19 protein-coding genes are annotated in these 19,479 nt (G+C 68.3%); 9 read left to right on the forward strand and 10 right to left on the reverse strand.

The genetic code is table 11. The features are described from left to right. Window position 1: 1 nt before the first annotated feature. The 4 genes from HDA45_RS33835 to HDA45_RS33850 form a co-directional block, all read right to left on the reverse strand. A complete protein-coding gene (locus tag HDA45_RS33835; protein ID WP_184902253.1) occupies window positions 2-1,789 on the reverse strand; it encodes a Shedu anti-phage system protein SduA domain-containing protein in 1,788 nt (595 codons plus the stop codon). Between the two features lie 418 nt (window positions 1,790-2,207). Beyond that, window positions 2,208-2,555 (reverse strand): DoxX family protein, encoded by a 348-nt coding sequence (locus HDA45_RS33840; protein ID WP_184902255.1) that lies wholly within the window; start codon window positions 2,553-2,555, stop codon window positions 2,208-2,210. 39 nt (window positions 2,556-2,594) lie between these two features. Then, window positions 2,595-3,644 (reverse strand): DUF2293 domain-containing protein, encoded by a 1,050-nt coding sequence (locus HDA45_RS33845; protein ID WP_184902257.1) that lies wholly within the window; start codon window positions 3,642-3,644, stop codon window positions 2,595-2,597. Between the two features lie 18 nt (window positions 3,645-3,662). Next, window positions 3,663-4,262 carry a CGNR zinc finger domain-containing protein gene (locus tag HDA45_RS33850; RefSeq protein WP_184902259.1) on the reverse strand — a complete coding sequence of 200 codons (600 nt, stop codon included), beginning with the start codon at window positions 4,260-4,262 and terminating at the stop codon, window positions 3,663-3,665. A gap of 46 nt (window positions 4,263-4,308) precedes the next feature. On the opposite strand from HDA45_RS33850, the gene HDA45_RS33855 reads away from it, so the two are divergent. Then, window positions 4,309-4,707 (forward strand): SRPBCC domain-containing protein, encoded by a 399-nt coding sequence (locus HDA45_RS33855; RefSeq protein ID WP_184902261.1) that lies wholly within the window; start codon window positions 4,309-4,311, stop codon window positions 4,705-4,707. Here HDA45_RS33855 and HDA45_RS33860 read toward each other — a convergent pair whose 3' ends face one another. Continuing rightward, window positions 4,708-5,295 (reverse strand): TetR/AcrR family transcriptional regulator, encoded by a 588-nt coding sequence (locus HDA45_RS33860; protein WP_184902263.1) that lies wholly within the window; start codon window positions 5,293-5,295, stop codon window positions 4,708-4,710. Between the two features lie 92 nt (window positions 5,296-5,387). Between HDA45_RS33860 and HDA45_RS33865 the strand changes: the two genes are divergently transcribed. Continuing rightward, the gene (locus HDA45_RS33865; RefSeq protein ID WP_184902265.1) at window positions 5,388-6,044 is read left to right on the forward strand and encodes an FMN-dependent NADH-azoreductase; all 657 of its coding nucleotides are present in this window, start codon (window positions 5,388-5,390) and stop codon (window positions 6,042-6,044) included. Beyond that, entirely contained in the window at window positions 6,044-6,358 is a 315-nt protein-coding gene (locus HDA45_RS33870; RefSeq protein WP_184902267.1) for a DMT family transporter, read from the forward strand. Before HDA45_RS33865 ends, HDA45_RS33870 begins: the two co-directional genes overlap by 1 nt. A 45-nt stretch (window positions 6,359-6,403) precedes the next feature. On the opposite strand, the gene HDA45_RS33875 is transcribed toward HDA45_RS33870, so the two are convergent. After that, the gene (locus HDA45_RS33875) at window positions 6,404-8,413 is read right to left on the reverse strand and encodes a prolyl oligopeptidase family serine peptidase (protein WP_184902269.1); all 2,010 of its coding nucleotides are present in this window, start codon (window positions 8,411-8,413) and stop codon (window positions 6,404-6,406) included. 117 nt (window positions 8,414-8,530) lie between these two features. Here HDA45_RS33875 and HDA45_RS33880 point away from each other — a divergent pair, with 117 nt between their 5' ends. The 3 genes from HDA45_RS33880 to HDA45_RS33890 are packed head-to-tail and all read left to right on the forward strand — an operon-like array spanning window position 8,531 to window position 10,379. Then, the gene (locus HDA45_RS33880) at window positions 8,531-9,421 is read left to right on the forward strand and encodes a neutral zinc metallopeptidase (protein WP_184902271.1); all 891 of its coding nucleotides are present in this window, start codon (window positions 8,531-8,533) and stop codon (window positions 9,419-9,421) included. Continuing rightward, window positions 9,418-9,900: a hypothetical protein gene (locus HDA45_RS33885; RefSeq protein WP_184902273.1), complete on the forward strand. Its 483-nt coding sequence runs from the start codon at window positions 9,418-9,420 to the stop codon at window positions 9,898-9,900. The genes HDA45_RS33880 and HDA45_RS33885 overlap by 4 nt, the downstream gene beginning before the upstream one ends. Before the next feature lie 47 nt (window positions 9,901-9,947). Further along, window positions 9,948-10,379 (forward strand): CBS domain-containing protein, encoded by a 432-nt coding sequence (locus HDA45_RS33890; protein ID WP_184902275.1) that lies wholly within the window; start codon window positions 9,948-9,950, stop codon window positions 10,377-10,379. 194 nt (window positions 10,380-10,573) lie between these two features. Here HDA45_RS33890 and HDA45_RS33895 read toward each other — a convergent pair whose 3' ends face one another. Next, window positions 10,574-12,145, reverse strand: a complete 1,572-nt coding sequence (locus tag HDA45_RS33895) for a DUF4139 domain-containing protein (protein WP_184902277.1) — start codon at window positions 12,143-12,145, stop codon at window positions 10,574-10,576. Between the two features lie 82 nt (window positions 12,146-12,227). On the opposite strand from HDA45_RS33895, the gene HDA45_RS33900 reads away from it, so the two are divergent. From HDA45_RS33900 to HDA45_RS33910, 3 genes are all read left to right on the forward strand, one after another. Further along, on the forward strand, window positions 12,228-14,039 hold the full coding sequence (locus tag HDA45_RS33900; RefSeq protein WP_184902279.1) for a Xaa-Pro dipeptidyl-peptidase: 1,812 nt from the start codon (window positions 12,228-12,230) through the stop codon (window positions 14,037-14,039). A gap of 157 nt (window positions 14,040-14,196) precedes the next feature. Beyond that, window positions 14,197-15,051 carry a M23 family metallopeptidase gene (locus tag HDA45_RS33905; protein WP_184902281.1) on the forward strand — a complete coding sequence of 285 codons (855 nt, stop codon included), beginning with the start codon at window positions 14,197-14,199 and terminating at the stop codon, window positions 15,049-15,051. Between the two features lie 150 nt (window positions 15,052-15,201). Then, the gene (locus tag HDA45_RS33910; RefSeq protein ID WP_184902283.1) at window positions 15,202-16,266 is read left to right on the forward strand and encodes a DUF4192 domain-containing protein; all 1,065 of its coding nucleotides are present in this window, start codon (window positions 15,202-15,204) and stop codon (window positions 16,264-16,266) included. On the opposite strand, the gene galE is transcribed toward HDA45_RS33910, so the two are convergent. From galE to HDA45_RS33925, 3 genes are all read right to left on the reverse strand, one after another. Further along, a complete protein-coding gene (gene galE, locus HDA45_RS33915) occupies window positions 16,235-17,194 on the reverse strand; it encodes a UDP-glucose 4-epimerase GalE (protein WP_221472768.1) in 960 nt (319 codons plus the stop codon). The genes HDA45_RS33910 and galE overlap by 32 nt on opposite strands. 297 nt (window positions 17,195-17,491) lie before the next feature. Then, a complete protein-coding gene (gene galK, locus HDA45_RS33920) occupies window positions 17,492-18,676 on the reverse strand; it encodes a galactokinase (RefSeq protein ID WP_184902287.1) in 1,185 nt (394 codons plus the stop codon). After that, the gene (locus HDA45_RS33925; protein ID WP_221471315.1) at window positions 18,673-19,392 is read right to left on the reverse strand and encodes an iron-dependent transcriptional repressor DtxR; all 720 of its coding nucleotides are present in this window, start codon (window positions 19,390-19,392) and stop codon (window positions 18,673-18,675) included. The genes galK and HDA45_RS33925 overlap by 4 nt, the downstream gene beginning before the upstream one ends. Window positions 19,393-19,479: the final 87 nt, after the last annotated feature.

A 19,479-nucleotide genomic window follows, 5' to 3' on the forward strand; every position in this document is an offset into this window, starting at 1 on the left:
TTCAGGATCCTGACGGTGTGTCGGCCGCCGAGGCAGGCGCCCCGTCAGGATTTCCCACCAGGTCGAGCACTCGCTCCGCACGGTCAAGAAGCTGCTGGTAAGTGATGACCTCGACCCGGCTGAGATGGCTGTTGAAGATACGCAAGGTCTCGTGGATCCTCGATACCGTCAGATCTCGCTGGAAGTCCGGGTATCCAACGACCACGGTCGCACTCGCACGACGCGTGTCGATCCCGAACTCGTTCAGCAGATCAGTGCGATGTTCGTCCAGCAGGGTAAGGTAGTTCATCGCCTGACCTACAGCCTCCTGCACGACGGCCGTAACGATGAGTCCGTTGCGATGTGGCCGTACGGTACGTACGTCTGATCGCTTCAACTCCACGATGTGGAGTACTCCGTCCGGTTGGAGTAGGGGAATGTCAAGTTCGATCGTCTCCACTAGGCGGCGTCGCACCGCCTCTCCGACAAACTCGCCGCCGAAAATCCACCACGCGTTGCTCAGTGCGGACTGAATATCCTGTTCGAGACCCCCGGCTTTCCGAACGGCCTGACGTACGGTGGCCAGTTGCTCCCTCCGGACGTGCAGTTGTATCGCGGATAGCAGTTCGACTGCATCGCCCCGTTCCAGCAGGCTGACTATCTCGGCGGGGAGATCTCCGGCTGAGATGGTGGGTTCGTCCGGTTCGTCCGGTTCGTCATCGATCTCGCTCCTCCACCCGTGGCGTAGTCGACGATCGCTTCGTGCCGTGTTGGCAGCGTAGTTGCAGTCTGCGCGTATGAGCCCATTGTCTCCAAGGCCGTAGCCGAAGCCGCTGAAGTAGGTATTGATGTTGCTGGTATCGGCTGGGGGCTTCCGGGCGGGATCCGATGCGACGGTCTCGACCTGTTTCGCCAGCTCTGGAAATCCGTGCCAGGTCAAGAGATTCTTGAGGAATAGTGCGGGGCGCTTGTCGGTGTAAACATGGGGATGCTCATGGTCCACTTCCAGGCCGATTAGTCCGACCTTGCGTTCCTGAAGGAACAATCGGAAGATTGCTGGTATGCGGCCCGCGAGCCAAGTAAAAGTGGTTGTCCTGATTCGGGCGCAGGGAAATAGGTGATGTAGCACGTATGTCGGCAATGGGAGTTGATCCTCGTGAAAGAGGGCAAAAGTCTCACCGTGGTGCGCGGTGCAGATCCCTTCGAGGACCTCGATCCAGAGTCGTGTCGTTTTGGCCCACGCCGCATAGGCTTGATCTGGCAGGTTCAACCATTCGTCACCTGCTTGGCCTGGAAGATCCGGCAAGACCTCCTCGATTCCTCGGTGCGCCCATTTTCGCTGCTCGGCAGAGACTCTTTCCGCTGCTGAGCTAGGGTGCTCGCCTTCTGCTATCAAGTCGAGGAGTTTGGGTAGTACGTGTCGACTCGCCAGGGATAGCACATCCCATTCGGAGAGTCGGTCTATGTTGCTGAACTCGCGTGCGGCAATGTTCTCGAACCTGGCGTACTTGCGGTGCTTGATACTCTGTTTCGACCGTTTATTCGTGCGAAGCCATGTGGCGGCGATCATCAGGGGGAGTCGATTGGTAAGCTCCTTTGAGAGCTTCTCCAAGAATGATTCTCTGTGTTCGCGACACTGCTTCCATACTTTGGAGAGCGGGGCCTTGGAAACAATGGGATGGTTCTGTTTAAGGGTGGTGATATCGTATCCTGATAGGTCAATCTTCCGGTGCTCCAGTTTTTCGGCGAGGAGGTTCGTGTGAGCGTCGAACTCTATTAGTGCTCGACCCGCCGTGAAATGGTCGGCCAACGCCCCTGGTGAGATGCAATGCACTTTTCCTGGGGCGTCCAGGTCTTCGATAGAACCTTTGCGGGGCTGAATTCGAGTGACTCTGCGCGCTTGCTGCTTCAGGCCAGTGCAATCACGGTCGCCATGCCAGAGGCTGCCGGACTTTGTGCACCACAGGGTCAATTCGACGCCCGCTAGTGGTCCAAGCGGGATGTTCTTAGTCGTCAACATCGTCAGATTCCCTGTTCTTTCGATGGCATGTGTTGTGCTGGCGGCGAATGGTTCGCGTGGTGGCGAAACTGAGCATAGTTGTGGCTTCAGCGCGTCGGGCTGCACCTGCCCTTGGGGCTTGGCGGGTGTCCGCGTTGTGGGCTGATTTCGTGCGTGGTCGGGAAATCTGAGTTCCCGGGCCAGTAGGCGTGCTGTTCTGAATCCCTCACTACGCCAGGTCGAGGACGAAGGTCGCGACCGTCAGCGCGAGAAAGCCGGCAGGGAAGGCGATGTTGTAGAAGACCCGGGCGCGCACGTGGGTGATGACGGCGCCGACGTAGAACAGCACGAGCCCGGCCGCCGCCGCTGTCCCGATGTACGGCACTCCGAGCAGGCCGAGCAGCAGTCCCATCGCGCCCGCCGCTTTCAGCGAAGCCAGGGGCGGGATCCAGGACGGCGGAACGTCGACTTCGGCGGAGTTCTTGAGGACGAACGGGACCCGCGCGAGATCGGCGGCGGCGATCCCGGCGTTGATCACGATTGTCACGATGGCCACGGTGAGATAGGCGGAGTTCATCCACCCTGGACGAGGCCGGCGCCCGAAAGGTGACAGAGGTCAGGATCGCCAGCGGTCGAGCACGGCTTCGATGGTCGCGTGGATGCGGTCGCGGGCGGCCTGTCGCTCGACACCTGCCATGAGGAGGTCGTCGTATTCGGTGTCCAGGTGCCGGATCGAGGCGACGACGGCGAGGAACACCGGGCGCTCGGCCAGTTCTCGTCCGGCGGCGGACCGGCCGACCCGGCCGCTGCCGCGCAGGCCCGCGTGTTCGGCGATGGCACGCGCTCGTTCCGGCGGGCAGCCGGGGAACATCTCGGTGATCGCGGCGAAGAACCGGGCGGTGAACTCGACGTCTTCTTTCTCGCGCCGCTCGCGATCACGGCCGCGGCGTCGTTCCCGGACGTCCTCGTCGGCGAGGCACTGTTCCTCGGCGGCGCGCAACGCCGCGTCCTCGACGAGGAGTCCTTGCCGCTCGCTGCGTTTCCGTGAACGGTTGAACCGGGTGACGACGGCGGAAAGCCGGCTCGCCTTCTTCGCCCGGCGGGTCAGCGCGGTGTCGCCGGAGGGCAGGAAGACCAGGTGACCGAGGTCGGCGCAGTCGAGGCAGTGCGGCTTTTCGTTCTCCAGGAACAGCAGGTCGCCGGTACCGCCGCAGTCGGCGCACAGCCAGTCCTTCAGCGCCACGGAAACGACGAGGTCCGGCGCTTTCTGTTGCCGGGCGACGACTTGTGCCCGTTTGGCCGCCGACAGGCCCGGCATGATCCACTGCGTCCGGAACAAGGGTTCGAGAGCGGCCAGCTCGCCCGAGGTCACCTTCAGGGGAGCTCGATCGCGAGTCGCCCCGAGGTGCTCGATCTCCGTGTTTTCGAGGGCCTTCCCCTTCGCCCAGCGTTGAAGCGCCTTGAGGGTGAAGGTCAGTTTTTCCGCGTTCACCGGCAGCGCGGCCGTCAAAGCGGGGAGCCGGCCGTGCCGCCAGGCCTCGAGGACGTTCTCCGGCAGCCAGCCGATCGCGGTCAGGACTTCGAGCGCGGTCACCGATTTCCGCTTGGACAACAGCTTTTCTGCCGCCTCGACGACGCGCTGTTCCAGTTTCGCCTCACCCTGCATCGCCGGAAATCCTAGCGATCACGCGGTTTCGGTCCGCGCCCGGTAGGCACGGATCTTGGCGCGGTTGCCGCAACGCTCCATCGAGCACCAACGGCGGTTGCCCGAGCGCGAGGTGTCGAAGAAGAGCAGATGACAGTCGTCCGCGGAACATTCGCGGACGCGGCCGGACCGTTCGCCCGCGACGAGGCCGATGGCGTCGCGCGCGACGGCGCCGAGCAGCTGTTTCCCGGTGACGGGCGGTGCCCAGGCGAGCCGCCGCGTTTCCGGGTCGATCACCGGCCGCGGGGTCGCGCCGGTCGCGTCGTTCAGCAGGGCGAGGTCGTCACTCGACGGCGCCTCGCCCCGGGCGAGGGCGGGGGCGACGCGGTAGAGCGAGTCCCGGAGTGTCTTGAGCGCGGCCAGTTCGGCGGGCCGGATCTGGACGTCGGTCAGCGGCGCGGTGAGCGCCAGCCGGGAACCGGTGAACCAGTCGGCGAGGTCGGACGGCGCGTGTGCGATCTCGTAGCGCTCGTACGGGCCCGGGCCGCCGGTCAGCATGAGTTCGAGGCTGAGGCTGCCCGGATCGAACCGATACCGCTCGCCTCGGGCGTTGACGAGCAGCCTTGTTCCCGGAGTCATGTAACCACTATAGTCGGTTTCACAAACCAGGTAAGGCGGTTACAGCATGATCGGCAAGACCAAGGACGCGGGCTGGGAGATCGGCGTGTCCAAGACCGTGGCGTATCAGCTGGAACACGTTTGGGACTACCTTTCGGGTCCCGGTCTGGCGACCTGGCTGGGCGACGTACGGCTCGACCCGGCGAAGGGCGCGCCCTACGAGACGGCCGAGGGCACTGTCGGCGAGGTTCGCGGCTACCGCGAACGCGAGAAGATCCGCCTCACCTGGCGGCCGAAGGGCTGGGGCCACGAAAGCACGGTCCAGGTGGCGCTCCGCGACGCCGGGCCGGACAAGACGGTCGTGGTCTTCCATCAGGAGCGGCTCGCCGGGCCGGAAGAGCGGGCCGCGCAACGTGAGCACTGGCAGGCCGTGCTGAAGATCGTCGTCGACGACCTCGCCGGCTGATCAGGAAAGCGCTCGCCGCGCCTGCTCGCTCAGCGCGCCGGTGATGCGTTCGGGGCTCAGACCGAGCTCGCCGGTCTGATAGAGGAACACCTCCGGGGCGAGCGGTGCCAGCAGGATGTCGGCGAGCGCGTCCGGATCCCCGGCGCCCGCCTGCTCGGCGAGGAAGCGGACGTGGGTGCGCCACAGCCGGTACGGACCGGTGGTGAACCGCGAATGCCCGACCTCGGTGCCGAGGACGAGATGCGCGTGCCGGGCGAGCAGGCCGGTCATCGCCGCGTAGAACGCGGCCAGCCGCTCGGCGGGCGACGCGCCGGGGCCCAGCGGGGGAGGGCCGGTGAGCAGTCGCTCCTGGAGTTCCCGCTCGTGTTCGTCCAGCAGGGCGACGGCGATCGCCGAGCGGTCCGGGTAGCGGCGGTACAGCGTGGCGCGGCCGACCCCGGCGGCTTTGGCGATGTCCTCCATCGTGACTTCCGCGGCCGGGCGTGCGGCGAAGAGCTCTTCAGCGGCCTTCAGGATCTTCGCGCGGTTACGGGCGGCGTCCGAGCGTTCCCGTCCCGGACCGGTCGCGAGGAGATCTTCTGTCGGCATGTCCGCAGCCTAGGGAATATCCGGACGCGTCGTCCACTTGTACCGGTCGAAGCAAGTGGACGCCGTGTCCACTTCCCGGTCCGGGAGGCCCGATGAGCCACCTTCTCCACCTCGACTCCAGCGCCCGCAGCGCGTCGTTCTCCCGCGAGCTGAGTGCTCGCTTCGCCGAGGTCTGGCGTGCCGCGAACCCTGGCGCGAGCTACACCTACCGCGACCTCGCCGCCGAGCCGGTCCCGCCGATCGGCCAGGCCTGGACCGAGATCTGCGACGCCCTCCTCACCGCCGGGATCACCGATCCGGACGGCTACGCCTCGGTGGTGAAGACGCCGCAGCAGCGCGAGGCTTGGGCCGTACTCGAGCCCCTGCTGGCCGAACTGCTCGCCGCCGACGTCGTGCTGATCGGGGCGCCGATGTACAACTTCTCGATCCCCGCGACGCTCAAGCTGTGGATCGACCAGGTGACGTTCCCGAAAATGTCCTTGGCGGGCAAGGCTTTCGTGGTCGCCGGGGCCCGTGGCGGCACCTACCTGCCGGGAACGCCGCGGGAGCCGGTGGATCATCACGAGCGCTACCTGCGAGACTTCTTCGCCGGGCACTACGACGTCCGGGACGTCACGTTCCTGCACTCCGAACTCACGAACGCGCTCGTCGACCCGCGACTCGGCCCGCGCGATCCCGACAGGGCCGCGTCACGGGAAGCGGCGCTGCGGGCGGCGGAAGAGCTCGCCTCACCCGGGGCGGCCGCCTGATGGGCTGGGGGATCCTGCTCCTGGCCGGCGTCGTCGAAGTCGCCTGGTCGCAGAGCATCAAGCCCACGGAGAACTTCACCCGGTTCTGGCCGACAGTGCTGTGTTTCGTACTCGGTGTCGCGGCGGTCTACCTGCTTTCGAAGGCGATGGACTCGCTTCCGGTGGGGACCGCGTACGCCGTGTTCACCGGGATCGGCGCGGTGGGCGCGATCGTCTTCGGCATCGTGGTCCACAAGGACCCGCTCAGCTTCGGGCGGTTCGCCGCGATGGCGCTGATCGTGGGCGGGGTCGTGCTGGCGCGGGTGACCGCGTGACCGCGGGAAGGGGACTTCCGGCCGGGAAGTCCCCTTCCCGGCTTGTCAGCCGTCGAGCTTCTCCCACAGGAATTCGAGCATCAGCGCCCATTTGAAGGCCAGTTGCTCGTTGTCGGCCGCCGCGCCGTGCCCGCCCTCGATGTTCTCGTGGTAGCGCACGTCGTGCCCCTGCTCCAGCATCCGCGCGACCATCTTGCGCGCGTGGGCGGGGTGCACCCTGTCGTCCCTCGTGGAGGTGACGAACAGGATCGGCGGATACTCCTGTCCACTTCGGACGTTCTGATACGGCGAGTACTTCCCGATGTAGTCCCATTCCGCCGGATCGTCGGGGTCGCCGTACTCGGCCATCCACGACGCTCCCGCGAGGAGCTTGTGGTACCGCTTCATGTCCAGCAGCGGCACCTGGCACACGATCGCGCCGAACAGGTGCGGGTAGCGAGTGAGCATGACGCCCATCAGCAGTCCGCCGTTGCTGCCGCCCTGGATCCCGAGCCGGGAAGGTTCGCTGATACCGCGTTCGACGAGGTCGGCGGCGACGGCGGAGAAGTCCTCGTAGACCTTGTACCGCTTGGCTTTGGTCACCGAGGTGTGCCAGTCCGGCCCGTATTCGCCGCCGCCGCGGATGTTCGCGACGACGTAGGTGCCGCCGCGCGAGAGCCAGCCGCGGCCGATCACGCCGCTGTAACCGGGGGTCAGTGAGACCTCGAAGCCGCCGTACCCGGTCAGCAGCGTCGGCCCACCTTCGGCGCCCGAGGGGCGTACGACGAAGTAGGGGATCTTCGTGCCGTCCTCGGACGTCGCGAAGTACTGCGAGACCGTCTTGCCTTCGCTGTCGAAGAACGCCGGAGCGCGCTTGAGGACTTCGACGTCACCGCCGACGTGCCCGTAGCTCAGCGTCGACGGCTGGGTGTACCCGCTGGAGTCGAGCAGGTACTCGTCGCTGACGTCGGGGTCGGTGCCGGTGATCTGCGCGGTGCCCAGTTCCGGGGCGCCGGCGAGGGGCTGGGAGCTCCAGCCGTCCGACGGCGTGAGCACCCGCAGCTCCGTCCGGACGTCGGACAGCGTCGAGAGCAGCAGGTGGTTGTGCGTCCACACCCAGTACTCCAGCGACGTGTGCGCGTCGGGGGTGAAGAGCGTCGTGAAGGTGCGTTCGCCTGCCATGAACGCGTCGAAACCGGAGGCGAGCAGGGTTCCGGACGGGTAAGTGGTGCCGTCGACGGTCCAATCGGAGCGGAGCCGGATCAGCAGCCATTCGCGGTGCGAGGACGTCTGCGCGTCTTCGGGGACCTCGATCCGTTCGAGCCCGCCGGGCGTCCGGACGTACCGCTCCGTGCGGTAGAAGTCGATCGACCGGTAGGCGAAGTCGCGTTCGTATCCCTCGGTCGGATCGTGGTGGGCGGACACCGAAACGTCGTCCGGCTTGCCCTCGAAGATCACCGTCGCCTCTTCGAGCGGGGTGCCGCGCCGCCATTCCTTCGCCAGCCTCGGATAGCCCGAACTGGTCAGCGTCCCGGGACCGAAATCGGTGCCGATGTAGACGTGGTCGCGGTCGATCCAGCCGATCCGTGTCTTGGCTTCGGGTACGAAGAACCCGTCTTCGACGAAGCGGCGCTCGTCGAGGTCGAACTCGCGGACCACGGTCGCGTCGGCGCCGCCTCGCGACAGTTCGACCAGCGCGCGGTGATAGCCCGGCCGGAGGACGGCCGCGCCCTGCCACACCCAGTTCTCGCCGTCGGTCTCGGCCAGCGCGTCGATGTCGAGCAGGAGTTCCCACTCCGGCGCGTCGAGCCGATACTGCTCGAGGGTGGTGCGGCGCCAGAGGCCGCGGGGGTTGGCCGAGTCCTGCCAGAAGTTGTACAGGTATTCACCGCGGCGACGGATGTACGGGATCCTGTCGTCGGCGTCGAGGACCTCGCGGACCTCGTCACGGATCCCGGCGAACCGCTCGCCGGTGGACAGTTCCGCCAGCGCCTCGGCGTTGCGGGCTCGCACCCAGTCCAGCGCTTCTTCGCCGGTCACGTCTTCCAGCCACAGGTACGGGTCCTCGTCACTCATACTGACAGTCTCGCCGGGGCTTCCGCTCCGGCGCCACCAGGTGTCCGTTTCCGGCGCTTGTCTTCGCTGACCTGCTTCTCCTCCGTATGCTGGAGACTCGCACGCCCGAGGGAGACCATGACCGGCACCGAAAGCCCCCGCAACACGGGCACCGCCGTGGTCGGCGTGCTCGTCGTGGCCGCTTTGACCGCCGCCGGGATGGCGATGGCGGGCGGACCGCGGAAGATCGACGGTCATGCCCTCCCCGCGTCCGGCGCGTTCACCTCGGAAGGGGCCAAGGCGCCCGCCGGGACCGCGAAACCCGCGCCCAAGGAGGTGCGGGAACTGGAAACGAACCCGCTGCTGGCCGAAGGGATCGCGCTCGACGCGGTCACCTGCCGCCTGCCGGGGATCAGCCGCGACCCCGCGAAGCTGGAGGCGTACTACAAGACTTTCGCCTCCTGTCTCGCCGAAGCCTGGAAACCGGCTTTGGACCAGGCGAACGAGCCGACGCTGACGGCGAAAGTGCAGGTGACGCTGCCCGAGACCAGCGCCTGCGGGAAGGTGCCCAGCGAGACCGAGGCCGTCGCGTACTACTGCGGTGGAGACACCACGATCTACGCGCCGACCGAATGGATGCTGAGCGACGCCGGCCTCGAAAGGTCCCGTCACCTCGCGACGATGGCCCACGAGTACGGCCACCACGTCCAGCGCTCCAGCGGGATCCTGTCGGCGGCCGCGGAGAAGATGTCCTCGCCGGAGGAGGACTCCCCGGCCGACAAGGAACTCGTCCGCCGTATCGAACTCCAGGCGAACTGTTTCGGCGCGCTCGCCCTCACGGCCGCCGCCGGACGCGGGTCGATCAGCACGGCGCTGGCCAAAGACGCGCTCGACAACTACGGCCGCACCGACGACAGCGACACCCACGGCACCCGTCGTAACCAGCTGAAGTGGGCGAAGGCGGGGTTCTCCGGGAAGACGACGGCGGCGTGCAACACCTGGGCGGCGCCCGCTTCGGAGGTCGCGTGACCGACGACGTGATGGCCGAGATCCACACCGGCCTCCAGCTGCACATCTCCGGTGACCGGGACGGCGCGCGCGAGAAGTTCGCGGCACTGTGGGAGCGGATCGGCGAAGACGGCGACCCGCTGCACCGGTGCGCGCTCGCGCACTACATGGCCGACGTCTGCGACGACCCGGCCGACGAGCTCGCCTGGGATCTCCGCGCGCTCGAGGCCGCCGATTCACTGACCGACGAACGCGCCAAGGAGTACCACGCGACCCTGGCCGTACGCGGGTTCTACCCGTCGCTGCACCTCAATCTCGCCGAAGATTTCCGCAAACTAGGTGATCACGAGGCCGCGAAGGCCCAATGGGCGCTCGGCCGGAAGACGCTCGGCGCACTCGGCGAAGACCCGTACGGCAGGGGGATCATCCAGGCGTACGACGCGCTCGCCACCAGGCTCGGCCTCGAACCGGACTCTCCGGACTTTCGCGCACGGCGGTGAGGCCATAACCTGGAGTGACTCAGGTCACCCATCCGGGAGGAGCGCGTATGCGGATTTCCGATCTGTTGCGGAACAAGGGGGCGGCCGTCGCGACCGTCTCGCCGGAGACGAACGTCACCGAACTGCTCGAGAGACTCGCGGAGCACAACGTCGGGGCGCTCGTGGTCGTCGACGACGACGGCGGGATCGTCGGGATCGTCTCCGAACGGGACGTGGTGCGACGGCTCAACGAGCGCGGGCCCCAGCTACTCGACGGATCGGTGGCCGCGATCATGACGAAGCTGGTCGCCAGCTGCACCCCCGAGGATTCGGTGGACCAGCTGTCGGTCTTGATGACCGAACGCCGCATCCGGCACGTCCCGGTCCTGGTGGACGGCAGGCTCGCGGGGATCGTGAGCATCGGCGACGTCGTGAAGACGCGGATGGAGCAGTTGGAGAAGAGCCAGGAACAGCTAGAGGCGTACATCTCGCAGGGCTGATCCGTCGATCGCAGGTTCGGTCCGTGAAGGCCTCCTTCCCTACGCTCAAGGTAGGGAAGGAGGCCTTCACGGATGCACCGCGCGGACCGGATAGGAGAGTCTCGTGAGTGGTAAGTCGCGTTAGGGCGGCACGTCGAAGTCGACGGTGAAGGAATTGGGACGTTGAGTGTCCTGAATCCTTCATCGCCGACCAGCTACTCCCGCCAGCCCGAAAGCTCGACACCCTTCGCGACGTCCACCCGGTACCCGAGCGTCACGACGCCCTTCGCGCCCGGGGCGAGCGTCAGCCGCCAGGTGATCTCGCCCATGTCGGTCCGTTCCACCGGATCCGGCACGGCGCGGACGTCGCGAACCGTGATCGCCTCGTCGCGAGAGACCGGCGCCTGGTCCAGCACGGTCACGACGGCTTCGCGCGGGCTGTGGTTGCTGATCGTCGTGGTGTAGGCGGCCTCCCGCTTGCGGACGCCGGACAGGGTCGCCTTGCTCGCCGTGCGGTGCGAGAGTTCCCGGTCGACGCGGATCCGGTCGTCCACGCCGAGGGCGAGTTCGAGTTCCTCGCCCGGCGCCCAGACTTCGAGCCTCGTCGTGCCGACGAATTCCGTCTCGTGGAACACCGACGCCTTACCCGGCCGCAGGGTGTGTTCCGAGGTGTTGACCACGGTCGCCCGCAGGAACGCCTCCGGCGACCGCGCGGGAGCGGTGATGTAGCCCAGTTTCGCCGTCAGTTCGAGCTGCGCCAGTGTCGTGCGGTGGCCTTGCGCTCCCGAAGGCACCGCCACCGGACGTCCGGGCCGGTAGGTGACCGCGGTGGCGCCCTCTTCGGCGGTCGCGGTCCGCACCGCCATCGCCGGGGCGGGTGCCGCCAGGTTCCGGAAACCGGCCGCTTCCGGCATCCCGCCGCCCGCCGGTGACGCGCTGCCGTACGCGGCTCGCGCCATCACCGGTTCGACCGGTCGCACTCGGTCGAGGAACCACGGTTCGAGTTCCGGTACCTCCACGGTGTTCGCCGGTCGCGCGGTCGAGAGGGCGAGGTCGCATTCGGGCCAGTCTTCGCCGGTGTGCTGGGTGATCCGCCCGTACCAGGTCACCGAGACGTCCTCGCCGCGGACACGCACGTCATAGCCGGGTTCCCAGCTCGCGTTCGAGACCACATAGGACAGTTCGAGCCCGATCTCGGCGCCGTCTTCCTCGCTCTCCAGCTCGACAGTGACCGTCGCGCTGTCCACTTCGGACACGCCCTGTTTCGCCTGGATCTCCCGGTCCAGCGCGCCGAGGTCGTCGCGGAGCCCGGCGAGCCGGATGCCGAGTTCCCGGCGTTTCCCCAGCGCCTCGGCCAGCTGGGTGCCGAGCGCGTCGGTGACTTCGGCGACCCGGGGCGGTTCCGCCGTGCCCGCCGCGAGGGCTTTCGCGAAACTGCCACCACTCCTCTTCGCCACCCCGGTCAGCAGATCGACCTTCGTGCTCTCCGCGGCGACGGCGTCCGCGACCTCGTCGACCACCGCTTGATCGGCCCGCCGCCGCTCGGTCAGCGCGCGCAGGGAAGCGTCCGCGGGCGCGGGATGACGCTCGACGGCGACGTCGACCCCGGCGATGACCGCCGGACCGGAACCCGTGACACGGACCGAATCGGTGTCCAGATTCCACGGCAAGCCGGAGAAGGCGAAGCGTGTTTCGCCGTCCAGACGCGCTGAGGCCCGCCTCGTGATCCGGGCGTGGTGCGGATAGACGGTGACGGCGACGATCGGTGCTTCCACGGTGCTCGGCATGCCCCCGACGTTAGTCTCTTGACACCTGTTCGGGTGGCCGGAAACCTCAGCTGCGTCTTGCCCGCCCGCCTTTGGGGGTCACGTGAGAGTCGCCAGGCTCGCCGCCCTGTTCACCGCCGTTCTGGTTCTTCCAGCGACGGCTTTGCCCGCCCAAGCCGACGCACCGCCGACGCCGGTCTTCAAGGACGGTCAGGCGCAACCGGTGTTCAACCCGGCGGACGTCATCCGGGAGAACGTCTGGGTCACCGCACCGGTCGACAGCGACGGTGACGGCAAGGACGACCTCGTGCACGCGGAGGTGGTGCGTCCTCGCGCGACGCAGCAGGGGATGAAGGTCCCGGTCGTCTACCAGGCCAGCCCGTACTACGCGGGCGGCAACGACGTCGCGAACCACAACGTCGACGTCGAGCTGTACGTGCCCGGCGCCAAGCGTGCCCCCGCGGGCCCGAGGATCGCGACCAAGACCGTCGGCCCGAACGCGGCGCCGATCAGCTGGCGCTACCAGGACTACTTCACCGCCCGCGGCTTCGCCGTGGTGTACGGGGAGTCGCTCGGCAGCGGCCAGTCCACCGGCTGCCCGAGCACCGGGGACGTCAACGAGACCATCGGCGCGAAGTCCATTGTGGACTGGCTGAACGGCCGCGCGACCGCCCGCGACGCGGCGGGCAAGGCCGCCGTCGCGGACTGGAGCACCGGCAAGACCGGTATGACGGGCGTGTCCTACAACGGGACGTTGCCCAACGCGGTGGCCAGCACCGGCGTGAAGGGACTGGAGACGATCGTCCCGATCGCGGCGATCTCCAGCTGGTACGACTACTACCGCAACGACGGCGCCGTCGTCGCCGCCGGCGGTTTCCAGGGCGAGGACGCGGACGTGCTCGCCGACTACGTCTACACACGCCAGGATCGCGCCGCCTGCCGTCCGCTGATCGACGGCATCGCGGTCGACCAGGACCGGGTGACCGGCGACTACAGCCCCTTCTGGGACGTGCGGAACTACCGCAACGACGTGAGCAAGGTGCGGGCCTCGGTGCTCGTGGTGCACGGCCTCAACGACTGGAACGTCAAGACCGACCAGGGCACCCGCTGGTACGAGGCGCTCAAGCAGCACGGCGTCGAGCACAAGATCTGGCTGCACCAGTCCGGTCACGCCGACCCGTACAGCCTCCGCCGCGACGTCTGGCTCGCCACGCTCAACAAGTGGATGTCGCACTACCTCTACGGCCTGGACAACGGCATCGAGCGCGAGCCGAAGGCCACCATCCAGCGCGAGGACAACTCGTGGGTGGACGAGCCCGAGTGGCCGCTGCCCGGCACCCAGGACGTGAAGCTCTACCCGTGGCCCGGTGGTTCGTCGAAGGGCAAGCTCGACACGAGCAACGCCGTTCCGGGCAAGCCCGCCGTCGAGAAACTGGCCGACGACGCGAGCAAGACCGTCGAACAGCTCGCCAACGCGGCCTCTTCGGGTAACCGGCTGCTGTACTCGACCACCGCGGCGAAGCAGCCCGTACGCCTCGCGGGCACCGCGAAGGTCGGCCTGTCGGTGTCCTTCGACAAGCCCGCCGCGAACGTGACTGCGGTGCTCGTCGACCGCGCCCCGAACGGCACGGCCAAGGTGATCAGCCGAGGCTGGACCGACCCGCAGAACCGTCGTGACCCGGCCCGCACCGACCCGATCACCCCCGGTGAGAACTACCGGATCGACGTCGAGCTGGTGGCGAAGGACTACCTGCTCGCGACGGGGCACAAGATCGAGTTCCTGCTGGCCTCCAGCGATCACGACTACACGCTCCGGCCCAAGGCCGGTGCGGGGATCTCGCTCGAACTGAACCGGACCACCGTGGTGCTGCCGGTGGCGGGCGGGAAGCCCGCGCTGCGCGCCGCCTTCGGCTGAGCCCAGGCCGGTCCGTCCCCGAATGCCACGTCCGCCCGGACGTGGCATTCGGCGTTTCCGGTGGAAAACACCCACCCGACCTCGGGCTTGTATGGAAAATGTATTTCCTCCGGCTTTGCTTCGCCGGGTCCGGCTTCCCCACTCGATGGAGGTCCCCATGTCCAGGTTGCGACGCCTCGCTGTGCTCGCCGCGGCCACCGTCATCCCCGCGCTCGGCCTGACCCTGGCCGGTACGACGCAGGCGTCGGCCGCCCCGAACTTCCAGGTCCCGTTCAAATGCGGCGTGACGGTCACGGCCGCGACGTTCAGCGGGCACAGCCCGGCGAACTCGGTCGATTTCCAGAAGTCGGGGATCACCGGCATGCCGGTCGTGGCTGCGGCGGGCGGCACCGTCTCCCGGGTCGCCAACGAAGGCAGCACGAGTTACGGGCGCTGGGTCGAGGTCGACCACGGTGGCGGCTGGACCACCCGCTACGCCCACCTGTCGACCCAGTCGGTCTCGGTCGGCCAGGCCGTCAGCCTCGGCAAGCAGCTCGGCACGGCGGGCGCGACAGGCGGCGTCTCCGGCCCTCACCTGCACTTCGAAGAGCGGCTCAACGGAGTGGCGCAGAAGGCGAAGCTGAACGGGGTCGCGGTGCCGTACTTCGCCCACACGAACTTCACCAGCAAGAACTCGTGCGGCGGTAACCCGTACGAAGCCACCGAGGTGTGCGGCAGCGGCTTCTCCGTGGTCGACTCGCAGGCGCTCGCCGGGGGTTCCGGCACCGCGTACCTGCTCTACAACGCTTCGACCAAGGCCAACTGCGTGACCACGTTGAAGGCGGTTTCGCTCGGCACCGCGTCGCCGGTTTCGGCGTTCCTCGAAGTCCAAGGTTCGGCTCGTACGACCGACTCCGGCAGCTTCACCTACTACGCCGGGCCGGTGAAGAAGACGGCCGCCACGACCTGCGTCAAGTGGGGCGGTTCGGTCGGCTCGAACGCCTACGAGAGCCCGTTCGAACACTGCGGCTGATCTCGAGGGGCCGGGCACGATAGACCACCCCACCGACAGGATCGGCGTCCCCTCGGCCGGTCCGGCGGCGGTCGTCCACAACGCTCCCGGTTGTCCACAGATGTGTCATGCCCCCACCCGGCGGCCCCCTTCCCGCCGCAAGGTGGGGGCATGACCACAACCACCCCGACCGGCAGGACCAAGGTCGATCTGAAGGATCCGGCGGACCTGCTCGCCGCGATCCCGTACATCCTCGGGTTCCACCCCGAGAACTCCGTCGTCGTCTTCGGGCAGCGCGGGCCGGACCGCAAACAGCAGGGCCTCACCCTGCGCGTGGACCTCCCGCCGCCCGGACTGGAGAGAGACCAGGCGCTCGATCTCGCGGCCCGGCTCGCCGCGACCGCGCACACCGGTGCCACGGTCGCCGTCGTCGGCGGAGGTCTCCCGAATCCCGCCGGGCGCCCGCCGCGCCGCCGCTTCGTCCGGCGCCTGGAATCCTCGCTCGCCGAGTACGGCATCCCCGTGCTGCATCCGCTGTGGGTGCCGTCCATCACCGCGGGCGTCCGATGGGGGTGCTACCGCGAGAAGAACTGCGGCGGCATCCTTCCCGACCCTCGCGAGTCGGTGATCGCCGCGGTCGCCACCGGCGAAGGCCACGTCATCCGCGAGAGCAGGGAGGCCCTGGAGCGCCTCTTCGAAGCCGGCCCGGCGGAAACGCTCGCGCGGCGCTCAGACCTGCTGACCAGGCTGGCCGGCCCGCCGTGGGGAGAGCACTCCGTCGTCGAGGCCGGGCTCGACGAGGTCAACGCCGCACTCGCCCGTTTCGAGCGGGGCGATCAGGAGATCACCGACGATCAAGCCGTCCGGCTGGCCTGGGCGCTGTCCCTCGTCGAGGTCCGGGGTGCCTGTCTGCTCACCGCCGCTCCAGCGGAGTCGCCGCTGGCGCGGACCGCGGAAGACCTCTGGCTCCGCCTCGCCAGAGAGCTACCGGAGCCGGAGTCCGCCGAGGCACTGTGCCTGAAGGCGCACGCCGCCTACGCCCGCGGTGATCTCGCCGTCGCCGGGATGGCGCTGGCCAGAGCGTGCGAAGTCGATCCGGAACACAGCCTGGCCCGACTGCTGACAGCCGCGTTGGACGCGATGCTGGCTCCGTCCGAAGTGGCCGGTCTCGTCTTGCGGCAGCGGGAAGAAGAGCCGCCCGCGCTCAGCCTCGGGCCGTTTGGCGGGACCGCGTGAACGCCCACGCGTCGGCCACGATGCCGTCGAGGTCAGTGCGCTCCGGCTTCCAGCCGAGTTCGTCGCCCGCTCGCTCGCTGGAGGCCACCAGCACCGAGGGGTCGCCCGCCCGGCGTGGCGCGACGGCGGCGGGGATCTCGTGACCGGTGGTGCGGCGGCAGGCCTCGATCACCTCGAGTACGGAGAAACCGGTGCCGCTGCCGAGGTTGTAGATGCGGTGTTCGCCGTCCACCGCGTGGCGCAGGGCCAGCTGATGCGCTTCGGCGAGGTCGACCACGTGGATGTAGTCGCGGATGGCCGTGCCGTCCGCGGTCGGGTAGTCGTCACCGAAGATCTGGATCCGCTCGCGGTCCCCGGTGGCGACCTGGAGCACGAGGGGGATCAGGTGCGTTTCGGTGGTGTGCCGCTCGCCGAAGGAGCCGTAGGCGCCCGCGACGTTGAAGTAGCGCAGGCTGACGGCCGCGATGCCGTGGGCGCGCGAGAAGGACGTGATCGCGTGGTCGATGGCCAGCTTCGTCGCGCCGTAGGTGTTCGTCGGCTGCGTCGGCGCCGTCTCCGGGATGGGGGACGACTCGGGCTCGCCGTAGGTGGCCGCGGTGGAGGAGAACACCAGCCGCTTCGTGCCGTGGTCGCGCATCGCCTCGAGCAGGCGAAGCGAGGTCAGGACATTGCCTTCCCAGTACTTCGCCGGATCCGTCATCGACTCGCCGACCAGCGACTTGGCGGCGAAGTGGAGGACACCGTCGAAGCCGTCGCCGAGAACGCGCCGCGCGACTTCGGCGGCGTCGCCCTCGACGAAGGTGGCGTCCGGGTGCACCGCGTCGGCGTGCCCGGTGGAGAGGTCGTCGACCACGGTGACGTCGTGCCCGGCCTCGATGAGGCGGGCCGCGCAGACGCTGCCCACATAACCGGCTCCGCCCGTCACCATCAGCTTCAGGGTCTTGGTCGGTTCGTCGGTCACGTTCGCGCCTTTCTGCTGCGGATGCGGTCGCGGCCCAGTGTCCTCGCCCCCGGGCACCCCGCGCGCCCGGGGGTGGAAAGGCTTCACTTGAGGGACGGGCGAAAGGCGACACCCGCCTGGCGAGAGCCCACCCGCCTCGACGATGTGGGAATCGGGACACTCAACGTCCCATTCCCCACATCGTCAACATCCGGGCGCACGCGTGAGCGCCGCGGTGAGATTCCGGTGTCATCGAGTTCCGAGACCGGAGCGACCCCTAACTCTTCACCAGAGCTCGTCGCGGCCCGCGCCACGAGACGGCACCGCGGTGAACAGCCTGGGGTGGCGCAGATCCGCCGCTTCGTACGCGGACTTCACCGCCCGCCCCACGGTGTCCACATCGGACTCGCGGACCAGGGCGATGGCGGAACCGCCGAAGCCGCCGCCGGTCATCCGCGCGCCGAGCGCGCCGGCCTCGCGGGCCGAATCGACGGCGAGGTCGAGTTCACGGGTGGAGATCCGGTAGTCGTCGCGCATGCTGACGTGCGAGGCGTCCAGCTGAGGGCCGATCTCGGTGATCCGGCCGGCGCGCAGCAGATCCACGGTGTCGAGGACCCGCTGGTTCTCCGTCACGACGTGGCGCACCAGCGGCACCAGGTCCTCCGGCAGTTTGGCGAGCGCGGCGTCCAGCCCGTCGACGCCGATGTCCCTCAGCGCCTTGACCTCGAGCAGTTCCGCGGCGCGTTCGCAGCCCCGGCGGCGTTCGCCGTAGCCGCCCTCGGCGTGCGAGTGCTTCGTGCGGGTGTCCATGATCAGGATCCGGACGCCGGATTCCTCCAGCGGAAACGGCACCTGCTCCAGTTCGCCGGACCGGACGTCGAGGAAGAGCACGTTCGATTCCGTGCAGCACAGGGAAGCGGTCTGGTCGAGCAGACCGGTCGGCGCCCCGACGAAGTCGTTCTCCGAACGCTGCACCCAGCGCGCCACCTCGTGCAGGGTCGGCGAACCCGCGCCGGTTCCCGGGGTGATGCCTGCCAGCCCCAGGAGGGCGAGCGCCACCGCGCATTCGAGCGCGTGGGAGGAGGACAGTCCCGCCCCGGAAGGCACGTCCCCCGCGATCGCCACGTCCGCGCCGCCGCCGAGACCCTGGTCGCGCAGGACCCAGGCGACCCCCGCCGGGTACGCGGCCCACCCCTCGACCGAGCCGGGCCGCAGATCCGCGATGGTGAGCGGACCGGATTCCTGGACGCGGCCGTCCGAGCCGAGGGTGGCCACGGTCAGCACGCCGTCCTCGCGCGGGGTCGCCGCTGCGGCGAGCCGGTGCGGGAGGGCGAACGGCAGCACGAAACCGTCGTTGTAGTCGGTGTGCTCACCGATCAGGTTCACCCGGCCGGGGGCGGACCAGACTCCCGCGGGAGCCCGGCCGTGCAAGGCCTGGAAGGTCTCCGCGGCGTCGGACGCGGCGCTCACCTGGCCTGCGCCAGCACGGCGTGCAGTGCCGAGACGGGCACCTGCGCGGTGTTGTTCCCGCCGGTGACCTCGATGGTCCCGCCGGGCGCCGCCTTGCCGACCTTGACCCGGCTGCCGGGCACGATGCCGACCGACTTGAGCTCCGTCATGAGCGTCTCGTCGAGCTGCACGTGCTCGGCGATGCGACGGATCTCGACCTCGCCGCCACCCATGCGGGCGAACTCGTCGAGCCGCACCAGGTCGGCTTCGGCCGGCGGGGCGGGATCGCCGTCGCCGAGCTTGTCCAGCCCCGGGATCGGGTTGCCGTAGGGCGACGTGGTGGGGTGGTCGAGCAGCTTGACCAGCTTGCGCTCGACGGCCTCGCTCATCACGTGTTCCCAGCGGCAGGCCTCGTTGTGGACGTGCTCCCACTCCAGGCCGATCACGTCGACCAGGAGGCGCTCGGCGAGCCGGTGCTTGCGCATGACCGCGATGGCCAGCTCGCGACCGTGCTCCGTCAGCTGCAGGTGCCTGTCGTCCGCGACCACGACCAGCCCGTCGCGTTCCATCCTGGCGACGGTCTGGCTCACGGTCGGGCCGCTCTGCTGCAGCCGCTCCGCGATCCGGGCCCGCAGCGGGACGACACCCTCTTCTTCGAGCTCGTAGATCGTACGCAAGTACATCTCTGTGGTGTCGATGAGATCGTTCACGCTGTCCCCTTCGTCCGCGTTGCTCATCGTAGTCGCTGGCACTGACAGCGACGCAGGCGTGGGGACAACAAGCCCCGAGGCGGGAAAAGTCCCCCAAGCTGGGCGTGGAGCCGC

The sequence above is a fragment of the Amycolatopsis umgeniensis genome (genome assembly GCF_014205155.1).
Lineage (GTDB): Bacteria > Actinomycetota > Actinomycetes > Mycobacteriales > Pseudonocardiaceae > Amycolatopsis > Amycolatopsis umgeniensis.

Coding starts and splice junctions, on each gene's coding strand:
- HDA45_RS33840 (WP_184902255.1), bottom strand. CDS start 2,555: ATGAACTCCGCCTATCTCACCGTGGCCATCGTGACAATCGTGATCAAC.
- HDA45_RS33845 (WP_184902257.1), bottom strand. CDS start 3,644: ATGCAGGGTGAGGCGAAACTGGAACAGCGCGTCGTCGAGGCGGCAGAA.
- HDA45_RS33850 (WP_184902259.1), bottom strand. CDS start 4,262: ATGACTCCGGGAACAAGGCTGCTCGTCAACGCCCGAGGCGAGCGGTAT.
- HDA45_RS33855 (WP_184902261.1), top strand. CDS start 4,309: ATGATCGGCAAGACCAAGGACGCGGGCTGGGAGATCGGCGTGTCCAAG.
- HDA45_RS33860 (WP_184902263.1), bottom strand. CDS start 5,295: ATGCCGACAGAAGATCTCCTCGCGACCGGTCCGGGACGGGAACGCTCG.
- HDA45_RS33865 (WP_184902265.1), top strand. CDS start 5,388: ATGAGCCACCTTCTCCACCTCGACTCCAGCGCCCGCAGCGCGTCGTTC.
- HDA45_RS33870 (WP_184902267.1), top strand. CDS start 6,044: ATGGGCTGGGGGATCCTGCTCCTGGCCGGCGTCGTCGAAGTCGCCTGG.
- HDA45_RS33875 (WP_184902269.1), bottom strand. CDS start 8,413: ATGAGTGACGAGGACCCGTACCTGTGGCTGGAAGACGTGACCGGCGAA.
- HDA45_RS33880 (WP_184902271.1), top strand. CDS start 8,531: ATGACCGGCACCGAAAGCCCCCGCAACACGGGCACCGCCGTGGTCGGC.
- HDA45_RS33890 (WP_184902275.1), top strand. CDS start 9,948: ATGCGGATTTCCGATCTGTTGCGGAACAAGGGGGCGGCCGTCGCGACC.
- HDA45_RS33895 (WP_184902277.1), bottom strand. CDS start 12,145: ATGCCGAGCACCGTGGAAGCACCGATCGTCGCCGTCACCGTCTATCCG.
- HDA45_RS33905 (WP_184902281.1), top strand. CDS start 14,197: ATGTCCAGGTTGCGACGCCTCGCTGTGCTCGCCGCGGCCACCGTCATC.
- HDA45_RS33910 (WP_184902283.1), top strand. CDS start 15,202: ATGACCACAACCACCCCGACCGGCAGGACCAAGGTCGATCTGAAGGAT.
- galE (WP_221472768.1), bottom strand. CDS start 17,194: ATGGTGACGGGCGGAGCCGGTTATGTGGGCAGCGTCTGCGCGGCCCGC.
- HDA45_RS33925 (WP_221471315.1), bottom strand. CDS start 19,392: ATGAGCAACGCGGACGAAGGGGACAGCGTGAACGATCTCATCGACACC.